A 16,453-nucleotide genomic window follows, 5' to 3' on the forward strand; every position below is an offset into this window, starting at 1 on the left:
GCCGGCTCAGGACGAAGCGGCGACGGGCAGGCGCGGCCGTTCGGGCGTGCCCGCGGAGACCGTCAGCACGTCGAAGCCGGTCTCGGTGACGAGCACCGTGTGCTCCCATTGCGCTGACAGGCTGCGGTCCCGGGTCTTGACGGTCCATTGGTCCGGCATTGTGCGGATATCACGGCGCCCGGCGTTGATCATCGGCTCGACGGTGAAGATCATGCCGCGTTGAAGCTCGAGCCCGGTGCCGGGGCGGCCGTAGTGAAGCACCTGCGGATCTTCGTGGAAGACCGTGCCGATGCCGTGGCCGCAGTATTCGCGCACGACGCTATAACCCTGAGCTTCCGCGTGACGCTGAACAGCGTGGCCGATATCGCCGAGCCGGGCGCCGGGGCGCACTTGCTCGATGCCGAGCCACATGCATTCGTATGTCGTCTGGATGAGGCGTTTTGCCAGGATCGAGCCTTCGCCTGCAATGAACATCCGGCTCGTATCGCCAAAGTAGCCGTTTTTGATGACGGTGATGTCGATATTGAGCGCATCGCCGTTTTTGACGACCTTATCGCCGGGGATGCCGTGACAAATGACGTCGTTGACGGAAATGCAGGTGGCCTTCGGGTACGGCGGGTAGCCGGGCGGCTGATAATTGAGCGGTGCCGGAACCGTGCCCTGGACGTCGAGCATGTAATTGTGGCAAAGCCGGTCGAGTTCGCCGGTGGTCACCCCGGCTTTGACGAACGGCGTGATGTAATCGAGTACTTCGCTGGCGAGGCGACACGCGATGCGCATTTGCGCAATGTCGTGTTCGTTTTTGATCGTAATAGCCATTGGATGCGTGCCTGAAACGTAGGTCCGCCGATTATCGCACCTTATGGAGCGGATGGCAGGTGCTGATACGAGTCGGCGCGGCACCCGCGGCTCGGCTCGGGGCTGACAAGCTCGTGTCGAGCGGCTGTCAGCGCGCTGTCAGCGCGCTTGAGGCAGACAAGGCGTGCGTGCTATACTTTCGGGCTAGTCGCTTTAGGGTTTACCTTGGCCTTTTGCTGTTTTGCCTTGGACAACCTCAGTGCGACGAGCGGTGCGCTGCAACAAGTGCGGCACACCGATTCGCAAGCCGGCGCACCCAGGGTGCCGGTCCATGCGGCGGGCCAACTCTCGAAGTCGAGTTCCCTGCGGCAGGACCGGTACGGCAGCCGGCTTAAGACCTAACCCTCGCGGAGAATTTCATGGCAGTTACCATGCGTCAAATGCTGGAAGCCGGTGTCCACTTCGGTCACCAAACGCGCTTCTGGAACCCGAAGATGGCCCCGTTCATTTTCGGTCATCGCAACAAGATTCACATCATCAACCTCGAAAAAACGCTGCCGATGTACAACGACGCGCTGAAGTACATGCGTCAACTGGCAGCCAATCGGGGCACGATTCTTTTTGTCGGTACGAAGCGCCAATCGCGTGAAATCGTCGCCGAAGAAGCGCAGCGCTGCGGTATGCCGTACGTCAATGCGCGCTGGCTCGGCGGCATGCTGACCAACTTCAAGACGCTGAAGGTATCGATCAAGCGCCTCAAGGAAATGGAAGCGGCGGTCGAGGCAGGCGAAACGGAGCGCATGAGCAAGAAGGAAGCGCTGCTGTTCGAACGCGAGATTGCCAAGCTGCAAAAGTCGATCGGCGGTGTGAAAGACATGGGTGGCATTCCCGACGCAGTGTTCGTCGTGGACGTCGGCTACCATAAGATCGCCGTGACCGAGGCGAACAAGCTCGGCGTGCCGGTCATCGCCGTGGTCGACACGAATCACTCGCCGGAAGGCATCGACTACGTGATCCCGGGCAACGACGACGCCAGCAAGGCCGTCGCGCTGTATGCGGCTGGCGTGGCTGATGCGATCCTCGAAGGCCGCGCGAACGCGGTCAATGAAGTCGTACAAGCCGTGCGTGGCGACGGCGACGAATTCGTCGAGGTCAACGGGGAGGCGTAAGCTGCCCCCGGCAACCCGCGGCATACCCGCGGCCGGCAAATAAGGGGGCTTCTCGAGGGCCCCCTTTTTTTAAGCTTCGGCCCGGTTGCCGGCGATTGATGCGGCGTGCCGCTCGGCGCATGCCGCAAACGAATACCGGCTGCTCGCATCGAATGCGCGCAGCGTGTGAAAGACGGACTCAAGGAGCGAATGATGGCGGCAATTACCGCAAGCATGGTGGCAGAACTGCGCGCGAAGACCGACGCGCCGATGATGGAATGCAAAAAGGCGCTGACGGAAGCCGACGGCGATATGTCGCGCGCCGAAGAGTTGTTGCGTGTGAAGTTGGGCAATAAGGCCAGCAAGGCAGCTTCGCGTGTGACGGCCGAAGGCATCATCGCATCGTCCATCGGGGCTGGCGCAGGCGCGCTCGTCGAACTGAACTGCGAAACGGACTTCGTTGCAAAGAACGACGATTTCAACGGTTTTGCCAAGCAAATCGCCGAACTTATCGTTAGTGAAAACCCGGCGGACGTGGCTGCGCTGTCGGCGCTGCCGTTGAACGGTCAAACCGTCGATGCGGTGCGTCTCGCGCTCGTCGGCAAGATCGGCGAAAACCTGTCGATCCGCCGTTTCGTCCGCTTCCAGACGACCAACAAGCTTGCGGCTTATCTCCACGGCATGCGCATTGGTGTGCTCGTCGAGTACGCGGGCCAGGACGAACAAGTCGGCAAGGACGTCGCGATGCATATCGCGGCCATGAAGCCGGTTTCTCTGGCGGCAAGCGACGTGCCGGCCGAGTTGATCGCCAAGGAGCGCAGCATTGCCGAGCAAAAGGCCGCTGAATCGGGCAAGCCGGCCGAAATCGTCGCGAAGATGGTCGAAGGCAGCGTGCAGAAGTACCTGAAGGAAGTGTCGCTGCTGAACCAGCCGTTCGTGAAGAACGACAAGCAAACGATCGAGCAGATGCTGAAAGCCGGCAATGCGTCGGTGCAAAAATTTGCGCTGTTCGTGGTTGGCGAGGGCATCGAAAAGCGCCAGGACGATTTCGCAGCCGAAGTGGCTGCTCAAGTTGCGGCTGCGAAGCAGCAGTGAAGCGCAGTAAGCACGTAAGAGCACAGTAACAACGGTAACAACGATCAAGCGCATCCGGCTCGCATCTCGCCAGCGTCAGGCGCTGATACGAGCCTCATCGCCTGTTGAGGCAAGGGGTTTCCCCTAGTCATTGCGTGCCAAAATCGCCGGCCGGGCGTGAATAGCGTCTGACCGGTGATGGCGCGGCGCGCCTGGGGCGGCGCTTGCTCCAAATATTGTTTCACCCCTACAGTTCCACATTGTTGTCTTTCCTTCCGCGCGATTCGGATACCGCTATGCCCACTGCCTACAAACGCGTTCTTCTCAAACTCTCCGGTGAAGCTCTGATGGGCGACGACGCCTTCGGCATCAACCGGGCGACGATCGAAAGAATGGTGACGGATATCGCGGAGGTTGTTCGCTTGGGCACGCAGCTCGCCGTGGTGATCGGCGGCGGGAATATTTTCCGCGGCGTGGCAGGCGGCGCGGCCGGCATGGACCGCGCCACGGCCGACTACATGGGCATGCTCGCCACCATGATGAACGCGCTCGCGCTGCAAGACGCGATGCGACACGCGGGAATCGAAGCGCGGGTGCAGTCGGCGTTGCGGATGGACCAGGTGGTCGAGCCGTACATTCGGCCGCGCGCCATCCGGCAGTTGGAAGAGGGCAAGGTCGTGATTTTCGCAGCCGGTACCGGGAACCCGTTTTTCACGACCGACACGGCGGCTGCGCTGCGCGGCTCGGAAATCGGCGCGGAAGTGGTGCTCAAGGCGACGAAGGTCGACGGCGTATACTCCGCTGACCCGAACAAGGACCCTGCGGCGACCCGCTACGCCACGATCAGTTTCGACGAGGCGATCGGGCGCAACCTGCAGGTGATGGATGCGACGGCGTTTGCGCTGTGCCGCGACCAGAAGCTGCCGATCCGCGTTTTTTCGATCGTCAAGGCGGGCGCGCTCAAGCGCATCATCCAGGGCGAGGACGAGGGGACGCTCGTCCACGTGTAAACTCTCGCACAACGCGGCCACCCGCTTGGGCGTTCGGTATCGACGAACGACGTGGGCGGGGTGGCCGGCACTGTTATGAAGGTTCGGAGGTTCAAATGAGTCTGGCAGACGTAAAAAAAGGCGCCGAGCAAAAGATGCAGCGCTCGATCGAAGCGTTCAAGAACGACCTGGCGAAGATCCGTACGGGGCGTGCTCACACCGGGCTGCTCGATCACATTCAGGTCGATTACTACGGCTCCAACGTGCCTATCTCGCAAGTCGCGAATCTGACGCTCATCGATGCGCGCACCATCGGTGTGCAGCCGTGGGAAAAGAAGATGGTGGCAATCGTCGAGAAGGCCATCCGCGAATCAGATCTTGGCCTGAACCCCGCCACGCAGGGCGACCAAATCCGCGTGCCGATGCCGGCGCTGACGGAAGAGCGTCGCCGCGAGCTGACGAAAGTCGTCAAGAGCGAGGGTGAAACCGCCAAGGTGGCCGTGCGCAATTTGCGTCGCGACGCCAACGAGCAGTTGAAGAAGCTCGTCAAAGACAAGGAAATTTCCGAGGACGACGATCGTCGTGCCGGCGACGAAGTCCAAAAGCTCACTGACAAATACGTCGCCGAAATCGAAAAACTCGTCCATACGAAAGAAGCCGAAATCATGACGGTCTGAGGCTGACCAGCTTCGTCCTGTTTTCGTCACTTCTTGCAAGCGCTCACCTCCCGGCGGCCATGACTTATACCAGTTCAACTGTTCGCGTACCTGATGTCGCGGCGGTTCCGCGCCATATCGCGATCATCATGGATGGCAACGGCCGCTGGGCGACGCAGCGTCGTTTGCCGCGTGTCGCCGGCCACACGCGCGGCGTCGATGCTGTGCGGGCCACGGTGGAAGCATGTGCGCGCGCCGGCGTCGAATATCTGACGCTTTTTGCTTTCAGTTCCGAGAACTGGCGACGCCCAGTCGAAGAGGTGTCGTTCCTGATGCGGCTTTTCGTGACCGCGCTTGAACGCGAGATCGGCAAGCTGCATGCGAACGGCATTCGCCTGCGCGTCATCGGCGATCTGACGAAGTTCGACCCGCGCATTCAGGACCTGATCCGCCGCGCCGAAACGAAAACCGCTAACAATCAACGCCTGACGCTGACGATCGCCGCCAACTACGGCGGGCGTTGGGACGTCCTCCAGGCCGCGAGCAAGGCGGCCGAGGAAGCAGCGCGCGAGGGCCGCCCCGGCGACATCGACGAACAAGCGTTTGCCGGCCACCTTGCCATGGCCTATGCGCCCGAGCCCGACCTTTTCATTCGCACGGGCGGCGAGACGCGCATCAGCAACTTTCTGCTTTGGCAGCTCGCTTATACCGAGCTCTATTTCACCGAGACGTTCTGGCCCGATTTCGATGCGAAAACGCTCGACGACGCAATTGCGTCGTACACACGTCGCGAGCGGCGCTTCGGCCGGACGAGCGCGCAGCTCGAGCCGCAATCGCAGGACGTCGATTCGCTGCCATGCTAAAAACCCGTGTTATCACGGCCATCGCGCTGCTGGCCGTGTTCCTGCCCGTAACGTTCTACGGGCCGGTAAGCGCGTTCGGCGCATTGATTGCGATCGTAGTCGTATTAGCGGCTTGGGAATGGGCGCGCCTGCTGGGCTTGTCCGGCGTGGCCGCCATCGGCTATGCGGTGCTCGCGGCGCTAGCGCTTTGGGCGAGCACGCGGCTGGGTTCCGGGATGCGCGCCGTGCGGCCGCTTTTCGAGGCGGCGGCGGTCTTTTGGGTGCTGGCCGGGCCGTTCGTGCTCGTGCGCAAGCCGCAGTTGGCGCATGGCCCGTGGCGGCTTTTCCTCTTTTTGGCCGGCCTCATTCTGTTTGTCGCCTGCTGGCATGCACTGCTGGCGGCTCGCCTGATCGGCGTATCGTTCGTGCTTTCGGTGCTGATTGTCGTATGGCTGGCTGATGTCGGCGCATACTTTGCGGGCAAGGCGTTCGGCACACACAAGCTAGCTGTTGCCATCAGCCCGGGTAAGACCTGGGAGGGTGCCGCGGGTGGCTGGCTCGCGGTACTGGCCGTGGGCGCCGTGGCCATGGCGACACTGGCCTTCGCCCCGACGATTTTTTCGACGCTCGTCACCCGGTTGGGGTGGGGGCGGGCCGTGCTGGCGCTGACGTTGCTCGTTGCGTTCAGCATCGTCGGCGATTTATTCGAGTCGCTGATGAAGCGCCAAGCGGGCGTAAAAGATTCGAGTGCGCTGTTACCGGGGCACGGTGGGGTGCTTGACCGCATCGATGCATTGCTGCCTGTGCTGCCGCTCGCAATGCTGCTGGTCGGGTAGCCCACATCGGCGGACCAGGGAATAGATATGACAAAACGATTGACACTGCTCGGTTCGACGGGCTCGATTGGCGAGAGCACGCTTGATGTCATTGCGCGCCACCCCGAGCGCTTTTCGGTTTACGCACTGACGGCTCATCGCAACGGCGACAAGCTCGTTGCCCAATGTCTGCGGTTCAGGCCGGAAGTGGCGGTGGTCGGCGACGCGCAAACGGCAGCGCAAATCGAGACGCAGTTGCGCGCGGCAGGGTGTGCGACCGACGTTTCATACGGGCCGCAAGCGCTCGTCGACGTTTCGAAAAGCGACGGATGCGATACGGTCGTTGCGGCAATCGTCGGCGCGGCGGGCCTGGCGCCCACGCTGGCCGCAGCCGTTGCCGGCAAGCGCATTTTGCTGGCCAACAAAGAGGCGCTGGTGATGTCGGGCGCGATCTTCATGAATGCGGTGCGCGACCACGGCGCGACGCTTTTGCCGGTCGACAGCGAGCACAACGCGATCTTCCAATGCCTGCCGCGTGATGTGTCCGCGCACGGCGGCGTGGCGAAAATCATTCTGACGGCTTCGGGTGGCCCGTTTCGCACGCGCGAGCCGGCGACGCTCGCCGACGTGACGCCGGACGAAGCCTGCAAGCACCCGAATTGGGTGATGGGCCGCAAGATCTCCGTTGATTCGGCCACGATGATGAACAAGGGTCTCGAGGTCATCGAAGCGCATTGGTTGTTTGGCCTGCCCGGCGAGCGCATCGAGGTGCTGATTCACCCGCAAAGCGTGATTCATTCGCTTGTGTCCTATGCCGACGGGTCGGTGCTGGCTCAGCTTGGCAACCCCGACATGCGCACACCGATCGCCCATGCGCTCGCGTATCCCGAGCGCGTCGAGTCGGGTGTGGCCCAGCTCGACTTGGCGCAGATCGCTTCGCTGAGCTTTGAAAAGCCCGACTACGAGCGCTTCCCGTGTCTTGCGCTGGCGATGCAGGCGCTGGCCGACGGCGGCGTTGCCAGCGCGGCGCTGAATGCGGCGAACGAGGTGGCGGTCGATGCATTCCTCGCGCGGCGCATTGGCTTTATGGACATCGCGCAAACCGTTAGCGCCGTGCTGGACGCAATACCCAACCGTCGCCCCGATGGTCTCGATGACGTGCTCGAAGCCGACGCTTCGGCGCGTCGCGCGGCGCGTGAACTCATCGCGTCGAGCGCCCACCTCGGTCACCACGCAGACCGCGCAAACCTGACCCGCCGCGCGGTTCAGTGAGCGCATTGAGACTCGGATGAATCTGCTGATCGAAATTGTCGCGTTCGCCGTTGCGATCGGCGTGCTCGTCGTCGTGCACGAGTACGGCCACTACGGTGTGGCCCGATTGTGCGGCGTCAAGGTGCTGCGTTTTTCGATCGGTTTCGGCCGTCCACTGCTGCGCTGGGTCGGCAAGAAAAGCGGCACCGAATGGGCGGTGTGCGCGTTGCCGCTCGGCGGTTACGTCAAGATGCTCGACGAGCGCGACCCGGGGCCGGGCATTGCGCCCGCCGATCTGCCGTTTGCTTTCAACCGTCAGCATGTCGCCAAGCGGATTGCAATCGTGCTGGCCGGCCCGGTAGCTAACTTCGTGCTCGCCATTTTGCTGTTTGCGGTCGTATTCGCGACGGGCGTCATGGAGCCCGTCGCGACGCTGGCGACGCCGGCTCCCGACACCGTTGCTGCGCGTGCGGGCTTCGAGGGCGGTGAGACCGTCGTGGCGATCGGCGACGAGCACGGCAGCGAAACCGAGCCGGTGCGTTCGTGGTCCGATTTGCGCTGGAAGTTGCTCGATGCCGCGTTCGATCATCGGCGCGTCGTGATGCGGGCACATGACGGGCACGGCACGGGTACTTACGATTTTCGCGTCGACCTGAGCCGTGTGTCCGAGCAGGATGTCAGCGACGACTTCATGGCGAAGCTCGGCTTCGATGAAGGCGGGGCGCTTGCCGTTGCGGGCGTGGAGCCCAACAGCGCGGCCGAGCGGGCCGGGCTCGCAGCCGGCGACGTGCTGCGTGCAGTCGACGGCAAGCGCATCGATGGCGCCGATGCATTCATTGCTTACGTGAAATCGCATTCCGGTCGCCCGATCGTGCTGCAAGTCGAGCGCGGCGGTGCGGCTCCGAACCTGCTTGCGCTGACGACCACACCCGTTGCCGAGCGCGATGCGCATTCCGGACATACCATCGGGCGCATCGGCGCGGCGCTCGCCACGAAGGTCGCGACGGTCGACGTGCGCTACGGTCCTATCGACAGCGTCGCGCGCGGCGCGCGGCGTACGTGGGAGATCGGCATCTATTCGCTGCGGATGTTCGGCCGCATGCTGACGGGTGAGGCGTCGATCAAGAACTTGTCCGGCCCTGTGACGATCGCCGACTACGCCGGCAAGAGCGCGCGGCTCGGCTGGGTGCCTTTTTTATCTTTTCTGGCGCTCGTCAGCATCAGTCTCGGCGTGTTGAACTTATTGCCGATTCCGGTATTGGACGGGGGTCATCTGTTATATTATTTGGTTGAAGCTGCGACCGGCAAAGCCGTATCGGAGCGTTGGCAGCTTGTTCTGCAAAGGGCCGGCCTCGTTTGTATCGTCGCCTTGTCCGCGATTGCGCTATTCAACGATCTGGCTCGGTTAATCCACTTCTAAACCGTCCGGCGGCGCGCGCCATTGGCAGCCGCCGCGAACTGATGCAGCTAAAAACACTGGGGAAGCACGTTGTTGAAACCTCATCGCTTTGTTCCTAAGACTGCCGTAGCCGCGGCGATCGCCTTCCATGGGCTGATGGCGCATGCTACGACGCCCTTCGTGGTGAAGGACATCAAGATCAACGGGCTGCAGCAGATCGAAGCCGGCACAGTGTTCGCCTATTTGCCGATCAAGCAAGGCGATACCTTCACGGACGAAAAGGCGTCGGAGGCCATTCGCGCGCTGTACGCGACCGGTTTTTTCAATGATGTGCGTATAGCCACCGAGGGCGATGTCGTCGTCGTCAATGTGGCCGAGCGCTCCGCGATTGCATCGATCGATTTCGCTGGGCTCCACGAATTCGAAAAGGACGCGCTGCTCAAGGCGCTCAAGAGCGTCGGTTTGTCGCAAGGGCGCTACTACGACAAATCGCTGCTCGATCGCTCAGAGCAGGAGCTCAAGCGGCAATATCTGACGCGCGGCTTTTACGCGGCCGAAATCACGACGACGGTGACGCCGGTCGACCGTAACCGGGTATCGATTTTGTTTTCGGTGGCCGAAGGTCCGAGCGCGAAGATTCGCCAGGTGAACTTCATCGGCAATAAGGCGTTTAGTACTGGCACGCTGCGCAACGAGATGCAGTTGTCCACGCCGAACTGGTTCTCGTGGTACACGAAAAACGATCTCTATGCGAAAGACAAGCTGACGACAGACCTCGAGAACGTTCGCAAGTACTATCTGAATCACGGCTATCTCGAGTTCAATATCGAGTCGACGCAGGTGTCGATCTCGCCCGACAAGAAAGACATGTACCTGACGCTGACGGTGCATGAGGGCGAGCCGTATACCGTTTCGAGCATCGACCTTGCCGGCAATCTGCTCGATCGCGGCCCCGAATTGCGCAAGCTTGTGAAGATCAAGCCGGGCGAGCGCTTTTCGGCCGATAAGCTGCAGACGGCGACCAAGGCGATCGTCGACAAGCTTGGCGAATACGGCTATGCGTTCGCCACGGTCAACGCGCAGCCGCAGATCGATCAGCAGCATCACAAGGTTGCGTTGACGCTGCAAGTCGACCCGAGCCGGCGCGTCTATGTGCGCCGCGTCAACATCGTTGGCAATACGCGTACGCGCGATGAAGTCGTGCGTCGCGAAATGCGCCAGCTGGAAAGCTCGTGGTTCGACTCGAGCCGCTTGGCACTATCGAAAGATCGCGTGAACCGGCTCGGCTATTTCACCGATGTTGATGTGACGACGGTGCCCGTGGAAGGCACGGCCGACCAAGTCGACGTGGACGTCAAGGTGGCCGAAAAGCCGACTGGCGCAATCACGCTTGGCGCGGGCTTTTCGTCGACCGACAAAGTCGTGTTGTCGGCAGGCGTTTCGCAAGACAACGTGTTCGGCTCGGGCACGAGCCTCGCCGTGAACGTCAATACGGCGCGCTCGTACCGCACGCTGACCGTGACGCAGATCGATCCTTACTTCACGGTCGACGGCATCAAGCGGATTACCGACGTCTACTATCGGACGACGCAACCGCTCTATTATTCGACGGACTCGAGCTTCCGAATTGTCACGGCGGGCGGCGACTTGAAGTTCGGCATCCCGTTTTCAGAAGTGGACACCGTCTATTTCGGCGCGGGCTTCGAGCAGAACCGGCTGTCCGTCGATTCGGCTACCCCGCAAAGCTATAAAGACTACGTGACCGACTTCGGCCGTGTCTCGAACAACGTTCCGCTGACGATTGGCTGGTCGCGCGATTCGCGCGACAGCGCGCTTGTGCCGAGCCGCGGCTATTACACGCAGGCGAATGCGGAGTACGGCACGCCGGCTGGCGGCACGCAGTACTACAAGGCCGATCTGAACGCTCAGTATTACTACTCGTTTGCGCGCGGCTTCGTGCTGGGTTTGAATTTCCAGAGCGGCTATGGTAACGGCTTGTCCGGCAAGCCATATCCGATTTTCAAGAACTATTACGCCGGCGGTATCGGCTCGGTGCGCGGCTATGAGCCGAGTTCGCTGGGCCCGCGTGACAAGTCGACGAACGACCCGATCGGCGGTTCGAAGATGGTGGTTGGCAACATCGAGCTCACGTTCCCGCTGCCGGGCACCGGATACGATCGGACGCTGCGCGTGTTCACATTCCTGGACGGCGGTAACGTTTGGGGTAACGTGGGTAACAGCGTCGGTTCGAACGGCCTGCGTTATGGCTACGGTTTCGGCCTTGCATGGATTTCGCCGATCGGCCCGCTCAAGCTCAGCCTTGGCTTCCCGGTCACCAAGCATGCCGGCGACCAGTACCAGAAGTTCCAGTTCCAGATCGGGACGGCTTTCTGAGAAAGCTCGCCTGAAACAGCATCGAGAGGATGATTTTGCCAACCGGTACGTTTTCGAAACGCTTGATTTGCACGTTCGCGCTTGCGGCGGCGCTGGGAGCCAGTGCCGCGCAGGCGGGTGCACAGGAAGCCCGCATCGCGGCCGTCAACTCTGACCGCATTTTGCGCGAATCGGCCTCGGCGCAAGCCGCGCAAAAGAAGCTCGAAGCTGAATTCGCGAAGCGGGATAAAGGCCTGCGCGACATGGCGCAACGCTTGAAGTCGATGTCGGATGCGCTCGACAAGAACGCTGCATCGCTTTCAACGATCGAGCGAGCCGACAAGCAGCGCGAGTTGTCGAATCTCGATAGCGACTTCCAACGCAAGCGCCGCGAATTCAACGAAGACCTCAATCAACGCCGCAATGAAGAGCTTGCGGCGGTGCTCGAGCGCGCCAACAGGGTTATCAAGCAGATCGCCGAGCAGCAGCATTACGATCTGATCGTGCAAGAGGCTGTGTACGTGAGTCCGCGTATCGATATTACGGACCAAGTGCTCAAGGCGCTTGCCGCGAACGCAGCCAACTAAACCGCGGGAGTCGCAAGCGAATGGCATTGACGCTCGGAGACATTGCGCAGCGTTTTGGCGGCGAAGTCGTCGGTGACGCGACGCTGCGCATCGGCGGCCTGGCGCCGCTCGATCAGGCGCAGGCGCATCAGCTCGCCTTTTTGGCCAATCCCAAATATTTGTCCCAGGTCGAGACGACCGGTGCGGGCGCGGTGCTGGTCGCACGGGACGATCTCGCCAAGCTTGCGTCTCGCGAAGGACGTAACTTTATCGTCACACCGAATCCCTACGCTTACTTCGCGCGCGTTGCGCAGATGTTCATCGACTTGGCTGCGCCCAAGGTTGCTGCCGGTTCGCATGGCAGCGCCATCGTCGATCCGTCCGCGCAGGTCGCGGCGAGCGCCGTCATCGGCCCGCACGTCGTGGTGGAAGCGGGCGCGGTAATCGGCGAGGGCGTGCGCCTCGACGCGCACGTCGTGATAGGGCGAGGGACGATGGTGGGCGAGGGCGCTCATCTGTATCCGAATGTGGTCGTCTATCACGGCTGCAAGATCGGCGCGCGCGCGATCATCCATTCGGGCGCCGTCATTGGCTCGGATGGTTTCGGATTTGCTCCGGACTTCGTCGGTGAAGGCGACGAGCGGCAGGGCACGTGGGTAAAGATTCCGCAAGTGGGTGGCGTGACGATCGGGCCGGACGTCGAAATCGGCGCGAACACGACCATCGACCGCGGCGCAATGGCCGACACGGTGATCGAGGCCTGCGTCAAAATCGACAATCTCGTGCAGATCGGCCATAACTGCCGCATCGGTGCCTATACCGTCATTGCCGGATGCGCCGGTATCGCGGGCAGCACGACGATCGGCCAGCACTGCATGATTGGTGGTGCCGTCGGCATCGCGGGGCACGTGACGCTCGGGGACTACGTGATCGTCACGGCAAAATCGGGGGTATCCAAGTCGCTGTTGAAGCCGGGAATGTATACGAGCGCCTTCCCGGCAGTCGAGCATGGCGAGTGGAACCGGAGCGCGGCGTTGATGCGCAATCTCGATAAACTGCGTGAGCGTATCAAAGCATTAGAGGCCGCGCTCGAGCAGCCGCGATCGTAACTAACGTTGCAGGTATCAAGAACGCCTGAGCGCGCGTCGCGGCGCTTCGGGCTCAAGAAGACGCGGCGAAGGGCGACGAGCGAGGCGCGGGCAGCACGCTCGCATCGGCCCTGACTATCCGCACTTATCATCCGCCCCAATCCGGCGTGAAGCAGACAGACCATGAGCACTGAAAAAATCAATTTCGACATCCATAACATTCTGAAGCTGCTGCCGCACCGCTATCCGATCTTGCTGGTCGATCGGGTCCTTGAGCTCGAGCCTCACAAGAGCATCAAGGCGCTCAAGAACGTGTCGATCAACGAGCCCTACTTCGTAGGGCATTTTCCTCAGCGGCCGGTGATGCCGGGGGTGCTGATTCTCGAGGCGCTCGCGCAGACGGCGGCATTGCTGACGTTCACCGAGACGTCGCATGATCCTGAAAAGGCGCTGTATTACTTCGTCGGCATCGACGGTGCGCGCTTCAAGCGTGTGGTCGAGCCGGGGGATCAACTGATCCTGAACGCGTCGTTCGAGCGCCATATGCGCGGCATCTGGAAGTTCAAGACGCGTGCGGAGGTGAATGGCGTGATAGCCGCCGAAGCGGATTTGATGTGCACGGTGAAGCATGCCGACGACTGACGGGCGAGGGTTCGCAAGGCGTGGGGTGCTCGGCGCCTCGCGGTCGCGACAGCAACAGGATGTATTGAAGAAGGGCTAGGCGTATGAGCAGGATTCATCCCACAGCGATCATCGAGTCCGGCGCACAACTGGGCGAGAACGTCGAGATCGGTCCATATACCGTCATCGGCCAACATCTGACGATTGGCGCGGGCACGACCATCGGCGCACATTGCGTGATCGAAGGACATACGACGATCGGTGCCGATAACCGGATCGGACATTACGCGTCGATCGGCGGCCGGCCACAGGACATGAAGTATCAAGGCGAGCCGACGAAACTCGTTATCGGCGATCGCAACACCATTCGCGAATTCACGACGATCCACACGGGCACGGTGCAGGACACCGGCGTGACGATGGTCGGCGACGACAACTGGATCATGGCTTACGTGCATATCGGTCATGATTGCCGCGTCGGCAGCCATGTCATTTTGTCGAGCAATGCGCAGATGGCCGGGCATGTATTCGTTGGCGATTGGGCGATCGTCGGCGGTATGTCGGGCGTGCACCAGTTCGTGAACATCGGCGAGCATTCGATGCTCGGCGGGGCGTCGGCGCTCGTGCAGGACATACCGCCGTTCGTGATCGCAGCCGGCAACAAGGCCGAGCCGCACGGCATCAACGTCGAAGGCTTGCGCCGCCGAGGCTTCTCGGCCGATGCGATCTCGGCGTTGCGCAGCGCCTATCGGCTGCTCTACAAAAACGGCTTGTCGCTTGAAGAGGCAAAAACGCAGCTCGCCGAACTGGCGGCAGCCGGCGGCGACGGCGACGAGCACGTCCGCAAGCTGATCGCGTTCGTCGACGCATCGCAGCGCGGCATCATCCGTTAAATGGTGCTGCCGACGAGTCCGCTGCGCGTCGCGATGGTCGCGGGTGAGCCCTCTGGCGACTTGCTTGGGGCAGCGCTCCTTGCCGGGCTTGCTCGCCGATTGCCGGCCACAACCGGCTATTACGGGATTGGCGGTCCTCGCATGATTGCGCAGGGTTTCGATGCGCATTGGCCGATGGAAAAGCTGACCGTGCGCGGCTATGTCGAAGCGCTGCGGCACATTCCCGAGATCCTGCGGATTCGGCGCGATCTCAAACATCAGTTGCTGGCCGAGCGGCCGCAGGCGTTTATCGGCATCGATGCGCCCGATTTCAATTTCGGCCTCGAAGAGCCGTTGCGCGTGGCCGGCATTCCGACGATCCACTTCGTCTGCCCGTCGATCTGGGCCTGGCGCGGCGGGCGCATCAAGAAGATCGCGCGGGCGGTCGATCACATGCTTTGCGTGTTTCCATTCGAGATCGAACTGCTCGAGCGTGCACGCGTGCCGGCCACCTACGTCGGCCATCCGCTTGCTGACGAGATCCCGCTCGAGCCGGATATGCCTGGTGCCCGCGCGGCGCTCGGCTTACCTGCGAGCGGCCCGGTCGTTGCGGTGCTGCCTGGCAGCAGACGCTCGGAGATCGCGCTTATCGGGCCGACGTTTTTCGCGGCAATGGCACTGATGCAACAGCGTGAACCGAGCGTGCGCTTCGTGATGCCGGCAGCTACGCCTGCGCTGCGTGCGTTGTTGCAGCCTCTGGCCGACGCACATCCGGGGCTCGCGCTCACGTTGACTGATGGCGATGCTCAGCGTGCAATGACCGCGGCCGATGCCGTGCTCGTGAAAAGCGGTACGGTGACGCTCGAGGCGGCGCTGCTGAAAAAACCAATGGTGATTTCCTATAAAGTGCCCTGGCTGACGGGGCAGATCATGCGCCGGCAGGGCTATCTGCCGTACGTCGGTTTGCCCAATATTCTCGCCGGCCGCTTCGTCGTACCGGAGCTGCTTCAGCAGTTCGCCACGCCCGAGGCGTTGGCCGATGCCACATTGACTCAGTTGCATGACGATGCGAATCGGCGCACATTGACCGACGTGTTCACGCGGATGCACGAGAGCCTGCGTCGCAACACGGCCGAGCGTGCGGCCGAAGCGGTGGAACGGGTGATCGAAGCGAGGAGGCTGCGCCCATGACAGCGTCCGAAAAGGCGCGCGGCAAGCGTGTCGCCGTGACGGTTCGACCTGCGGCTCAATCCGCGCAGCCGGGGCTCGACTTCAGCTCGCCGCTCGACATCGTCTGCGGGGTCGACGAGGCTGGACGCGGTCCGCTGGCCGGGCCCGTGGTGGCTGCCGCGGTGATACTCGATCCGAAGCGGCGCATCCGCGGCCTTGATGACTCCAAGGTGCTCAGTGCGAAAACGCGTGAGGCGCTTTACGAGAAGATCGTGGCACGCTCGATCGCGTATTGCGTCGCCTCGGCGAGCGTCGAAGAGATCGATACGCTCAATATCTTGCATGCCACGATGCTCGCGATGAAACGCGCGGTAGAAGGGTTGGGTGTCGCGCCTACGCTTGCCCGCATCGACGGTAACCGCTGCCCGGTGCTTGCGATTCGCAGCGAGGCGGTGATTGGCGGCGACGCGCTGGTGCCGGCCATTTCGGCCGCATCGATTTTGGCGAAAGTGGCACGGGACCGCATGCTCGCGACGCTGCACGAGCGGTTTCCGATATACGGCTTCAATTCGCATGTCGGGTATGGCACGCCGCAGCACCTGGCTGCGCTTGCCGAACATGGCCCTTGCGAACACCATCGCCGCTCGTTCGCGCCGGTGCGCGAAGCGTACGCACGGCACGGCGTACCGGTGACGCTTTCTGAGGGCGTGACAATCGTCGAGCCGGGAACGCTGGAGGAAGCGTTCGATCTCGTCGATACGCGGCCTGCGCCGCCGCCCACGCTATGAATG

General features: G+C 62.0%; 16 protein-coding genes. 15 read left to right on the plus strand and 1 reads right to left on the minus strand.

The window, feature by feature from the left end; genetic code table 11:
• Positions 1 to 6: 6 nt before the first annotated feature.
• Positions 7 to 819 carry a type I methionyl aminopeptidase gene (gene map / locus ACSQ20_RS08240; RefSeq protein WP_436018812.1) on the minus strand — a complete coding sequence of 271 codons (813 nt, stop codon included), beginning with the start codon at positions 817 to 819 and terminating at the stop codon, positions 7 to 9.
• 398 nt (positions 820 to 1,217) lie between these two features.
• On the opposite strand from map, the gene rpsB reads away from it, so the two are divergent.
• From rpsB to rnhB, 15 genes are all read left to right on the plus strand, one after another.
• The gene (gene rpsB / locus ACSQ20_RS08245; protein ID WP_436018814.1) at positions 1,218 to 1,967 is read left to right on the plus strand and encodes a 30S ribosomal protein S2; all 750 of its coding nucleotides are present in this window, start codon (positions 1,218 to 1,220) and stop codon (positions 1,965 to 1,967) included.
• Between the two features lie 192 nt (positions 1,968 to 2,159).
• Entirely contained in the window at positions 2,160 to 3,041 is an 882-nt protein-coding gene (gene tsf / locus ACSQ20_RS08250) for a translation elongation factor Ts (protein WP_436022989.1), read from the plus strand.
• 275 nt (positions 3,042 to 3,316) lie between these two features.
• On the plus strand, positions 3,317 to 4,030 hold the full coding sequence (pyrH, locus tag ACSQ20_RS08255) for a UMP kinase (RefSeq protein WP_436018816.1): 714 nt from the start codon (positions 3,317 to 3,319) through the stop codon (positions 4,028 to 4,030).
• Between the two features lie 95 nt (positions 4,031 to 4,125).
• Positions 4,126 to 4,686: a ribosome recycling factor gene (gene frr / locus ACSQ20_RS08260; protein ID WP_436018818.1), complete on the plus strand. Its 561-nt coding sequence runs from the start codon at positions 4,126 to 4,128 to the stop codon at positions 4,684 to 4,686.
• Positions 4,687 to 4,745: 59 nt separating this feature from the next.
• The gene (gene uppS / locus ACSQ20_RS08265) at positions 4,746 to 5,528 is read left to right on the plus strand and encodes a polyprenyl diphosphate synthase (RefSeq protein WP_436018820.1); all 783 of its coding nucleotides are present in this window, start codon (positions 4,746 to 4,748) and stop codon (positions 5,526 to 5,528) included.
• A complete protein-coding gene (locus tag ACSQ20_RS08270) occupies positions 5,522 to 6,343 on the plus strand; it encodes a phosphatidate cytidylyltransferase (RefSeq protein WP_436018822.1) in 822 nt (273 codons plus the stop codon). Before uppS ends, ACSQ20_RS08270 begins: the two co-directional genes overlap by 7 nt.
• Positions 6,344 to 6,370: 27 nt before the next feature.
• On the plus strand, positions 6,371 to 7,594 hold the full coding sequence (locus ACSQ20_RS08275; protein WP_436018824.1) for a 1-deoxy-D-xylulose-5-phosphate reductoisomerase: 1,224 nt from the start codon (positions 6,371 to 6,373) through the stop codon (positions 7,592 to 7,594).
• A 16-nt stretch (positions 7,595 to 7,610) separates the two neighbouring features.
• Positions 7,611 to 8,993: an RIP metalloprotease RseP gene (rseP, locus tag ACSQ20_RS08280; protein WP_436018826.1), complete on the plus strand. Its 1,383-nt coding sequence runs from the start codon at positions 7,611 to 7,613 to the stop codon at positions 8,991 to 8,993.
• Positions 8,994 to 9,062: 69 nt separating this feature from the next.
• Positions 9,063 to 11,366 (plus strand): outer membrane protein assembly factor BamA, encoded by a 2,304-nt coding sequence (bamA, locus tag ACSQ20_RS08285; protein ID WP_436018828.1) that lies wholly within the window; start codon positions 9,063 to 9,065, stop codon positions 11,364 to 11,366.
• Between the two features lie 29 nt (positions 11,367 to 11,395).
• Positions 11,396 to 11,932, plus strand: coding sequence for an OmpH family outer membrane protein (locus ACSQ20_RS08290; RefSeq protein ID WP_436018830.1), 537 nt, complete (start codon positions 11,396 to 11,398; stop codon positions 11,930 to 11,932).
• 20 nt (positions 11,933 to 11,952) lie between these two features.
• Complete coding sequence (gene lpxD / locus ACSQ20_RS08295) at positions 11,953 to 13,020, plus strand: UDP-3-O-(3-hydroxymyristoyl)glucosamine N-acyltransferase (protein ID WP_436018832.1); 1,068 nt, start codon at positions 11,953 to 11,955, stop codon at positions 13,018 to 13,020.
• A 162-nt stretch (positions 13,021 to 13,182) separates the two neighbouring features.
• Positions 13,183 to 13,641, plus strand: coding sequence for a 3-hydroxyacyl-ACP dehydratase FabZ (gene fabZ, locus ACSQ20_RS08300; RefSeq protein WP_436018834.1), 459 nt, complete (start codon positions 13,183 to 13,185; stop codon positions 13,639 to 13,641).
• An 83-nt stretch (positions 13,642 to 13,724) separates the two neighbouring features.
• Positions 13,725 to 14,513: an acyl-ACP--UDP-N-acetylglucosamine O-acyltransferase gene (gene lpxA, locus ACSQ20_RS08305; RefSeq protein WP_436018836.1), complete on the plus strand. Its 789-nt coding sequence runs from the start codon at positions 13,725 to 13,727 to the stop codon at positions 14,511 to 14,513.
• Positions 14,514 to 15,683: a lipid-A-disaccharide synthase gene (gene lpxB, locus ACSQ20_RS08310; protein ID WP_436018838.1), complete on the plus strand. Its 1,170-nt coding sequence runs from the start codon at positions 14,514 to 14,516 to the stop codon at positions 15,681 to 15,683. It begins immediately after the preceding gene.
• Positions 15,680 to 16,450, plus strand: coding sequence for a ribonuclease HII (gene rnhB, locus ACSQ20_RS08315; RefSeq protein WP_436018840.1), 771 nt, complete (start codon positions 15,680 to 15,682; stop codon positions 16,448 to 16,450). Before lpxB ends, rnhB begins: the two co-directional genes overlap by 4 nt.
• The last annotated feature ends 3 nt before the right edge of the window (positions 16,451 to 16,453 follow it).

The sequence above is a fragment of the Trinickia sp. LjRoot230 genome (genome assembly GCF_964253315.1).
Taxonomy (GTDB): Bacteria; Pseudomonadota; Gammaproteobacteria; order Burkholderiales; family Burkholderiaceae; genus Trinickia.

Bases quoted from the DNA above. Each gene is read 5' to 3' on its own strand.
- ACSQ20_RS08290 (WP_436018830.1), top strand. From the start codon at position 11,396: ATGATTTTGCCAACCGGTACGTTTTCGAAACGCTTGATTTGCACGTTC.
- lpxB (WP_436018838.1), top strand. From the start codon at position 14,514: ATGGTGCTGCCGACGAGTCCGCTGCGCGTCGCGATGGTCGCGGGTGAG.
- tsf (WP_436022989.1), top strand. From the start codon at position 2,160: ATGGCGGCAATTACCGCAAGCATGGTGGCAGAACTGCGCGCGAAGACC.
- fabZ (WP_436018834.1), top strand. From the start codon at position 13,183: ATGAGCACTGAAAAAATCAATTTCGACATCCATAACATTCTGAAGCTG.
- uppS (WP_436018820.1), top strand. From the start codon at position 4,746: ATGACTTATACCAGTTCAACTGTTCGCGTACCTGATGTCGCGGCGGTT.
- rnhB (WP_436018840.1), top strand. From the start codon at position 15,680: ATGACAGCGTCCGAAAAGGCGCGCGGCAAGCGTGTCGCCGTGACGGTT.
- rpsB (WP_436018814.1), top strand. From the start codon at position 1,218: ATGGCAGTTACCATGCGTCAAATGCTGGAAGCCGGTGTCCACTTCGGT.
- ACSQ20_RS08275 (WP_436018824.1), top strand. From the start codon at position 6,371: ATGACAAAACGATTGACACTGCTCGGTTCGACGGGCTCGATTGGCGAG.
- lpxA (WP_436018836.1), top strand. From the start codon at position 13,725: ATGAGCAGGATTCATCCCACAGCGATCATCGAGTCCGGCGCACAACTG.
- frr (WP_436018818.1), top strand. From the start codon at position 4,126: ATGAGTCTGGCAGACGTAAAAAAAGGCGCCGAGCAAAAGATGCAGCGC.
- ACSQ20_RS08270 (WP_436018822.1), top strand. From the start codon at position 5,522: ATGCTAAAAACCCGTGTTATCACGGCCATCGCGCTGCTGGCCGTGTTC.
- map (WP_436018812.1), bottom strand. From the start codon at position 819: ATGGCTATTACGATCAAAAACGAACACGACATTGCGCAAATGCGCATC.
- rseP (WP_436018826.1), top strand. From the start codon at position 7,611: ATGAATCTGCTGATCGAAATTGTCGCGTTCGCCGTTGCGATCGGCGTG.
- lpxD (WP_436018832.1), top strand. From the start codon at position 11,953: ATGGCATTGACGCTCGGAGACATTGCGCAGCGTTTTGGCGGCGAAGTC.
- pyrH (WP_436018816.1), top strand. From the start codon at position 3,317: ATGCCCACTGCCTACAAACGCGTTCTTCTCAAACTCTCCGGTGAAGCT.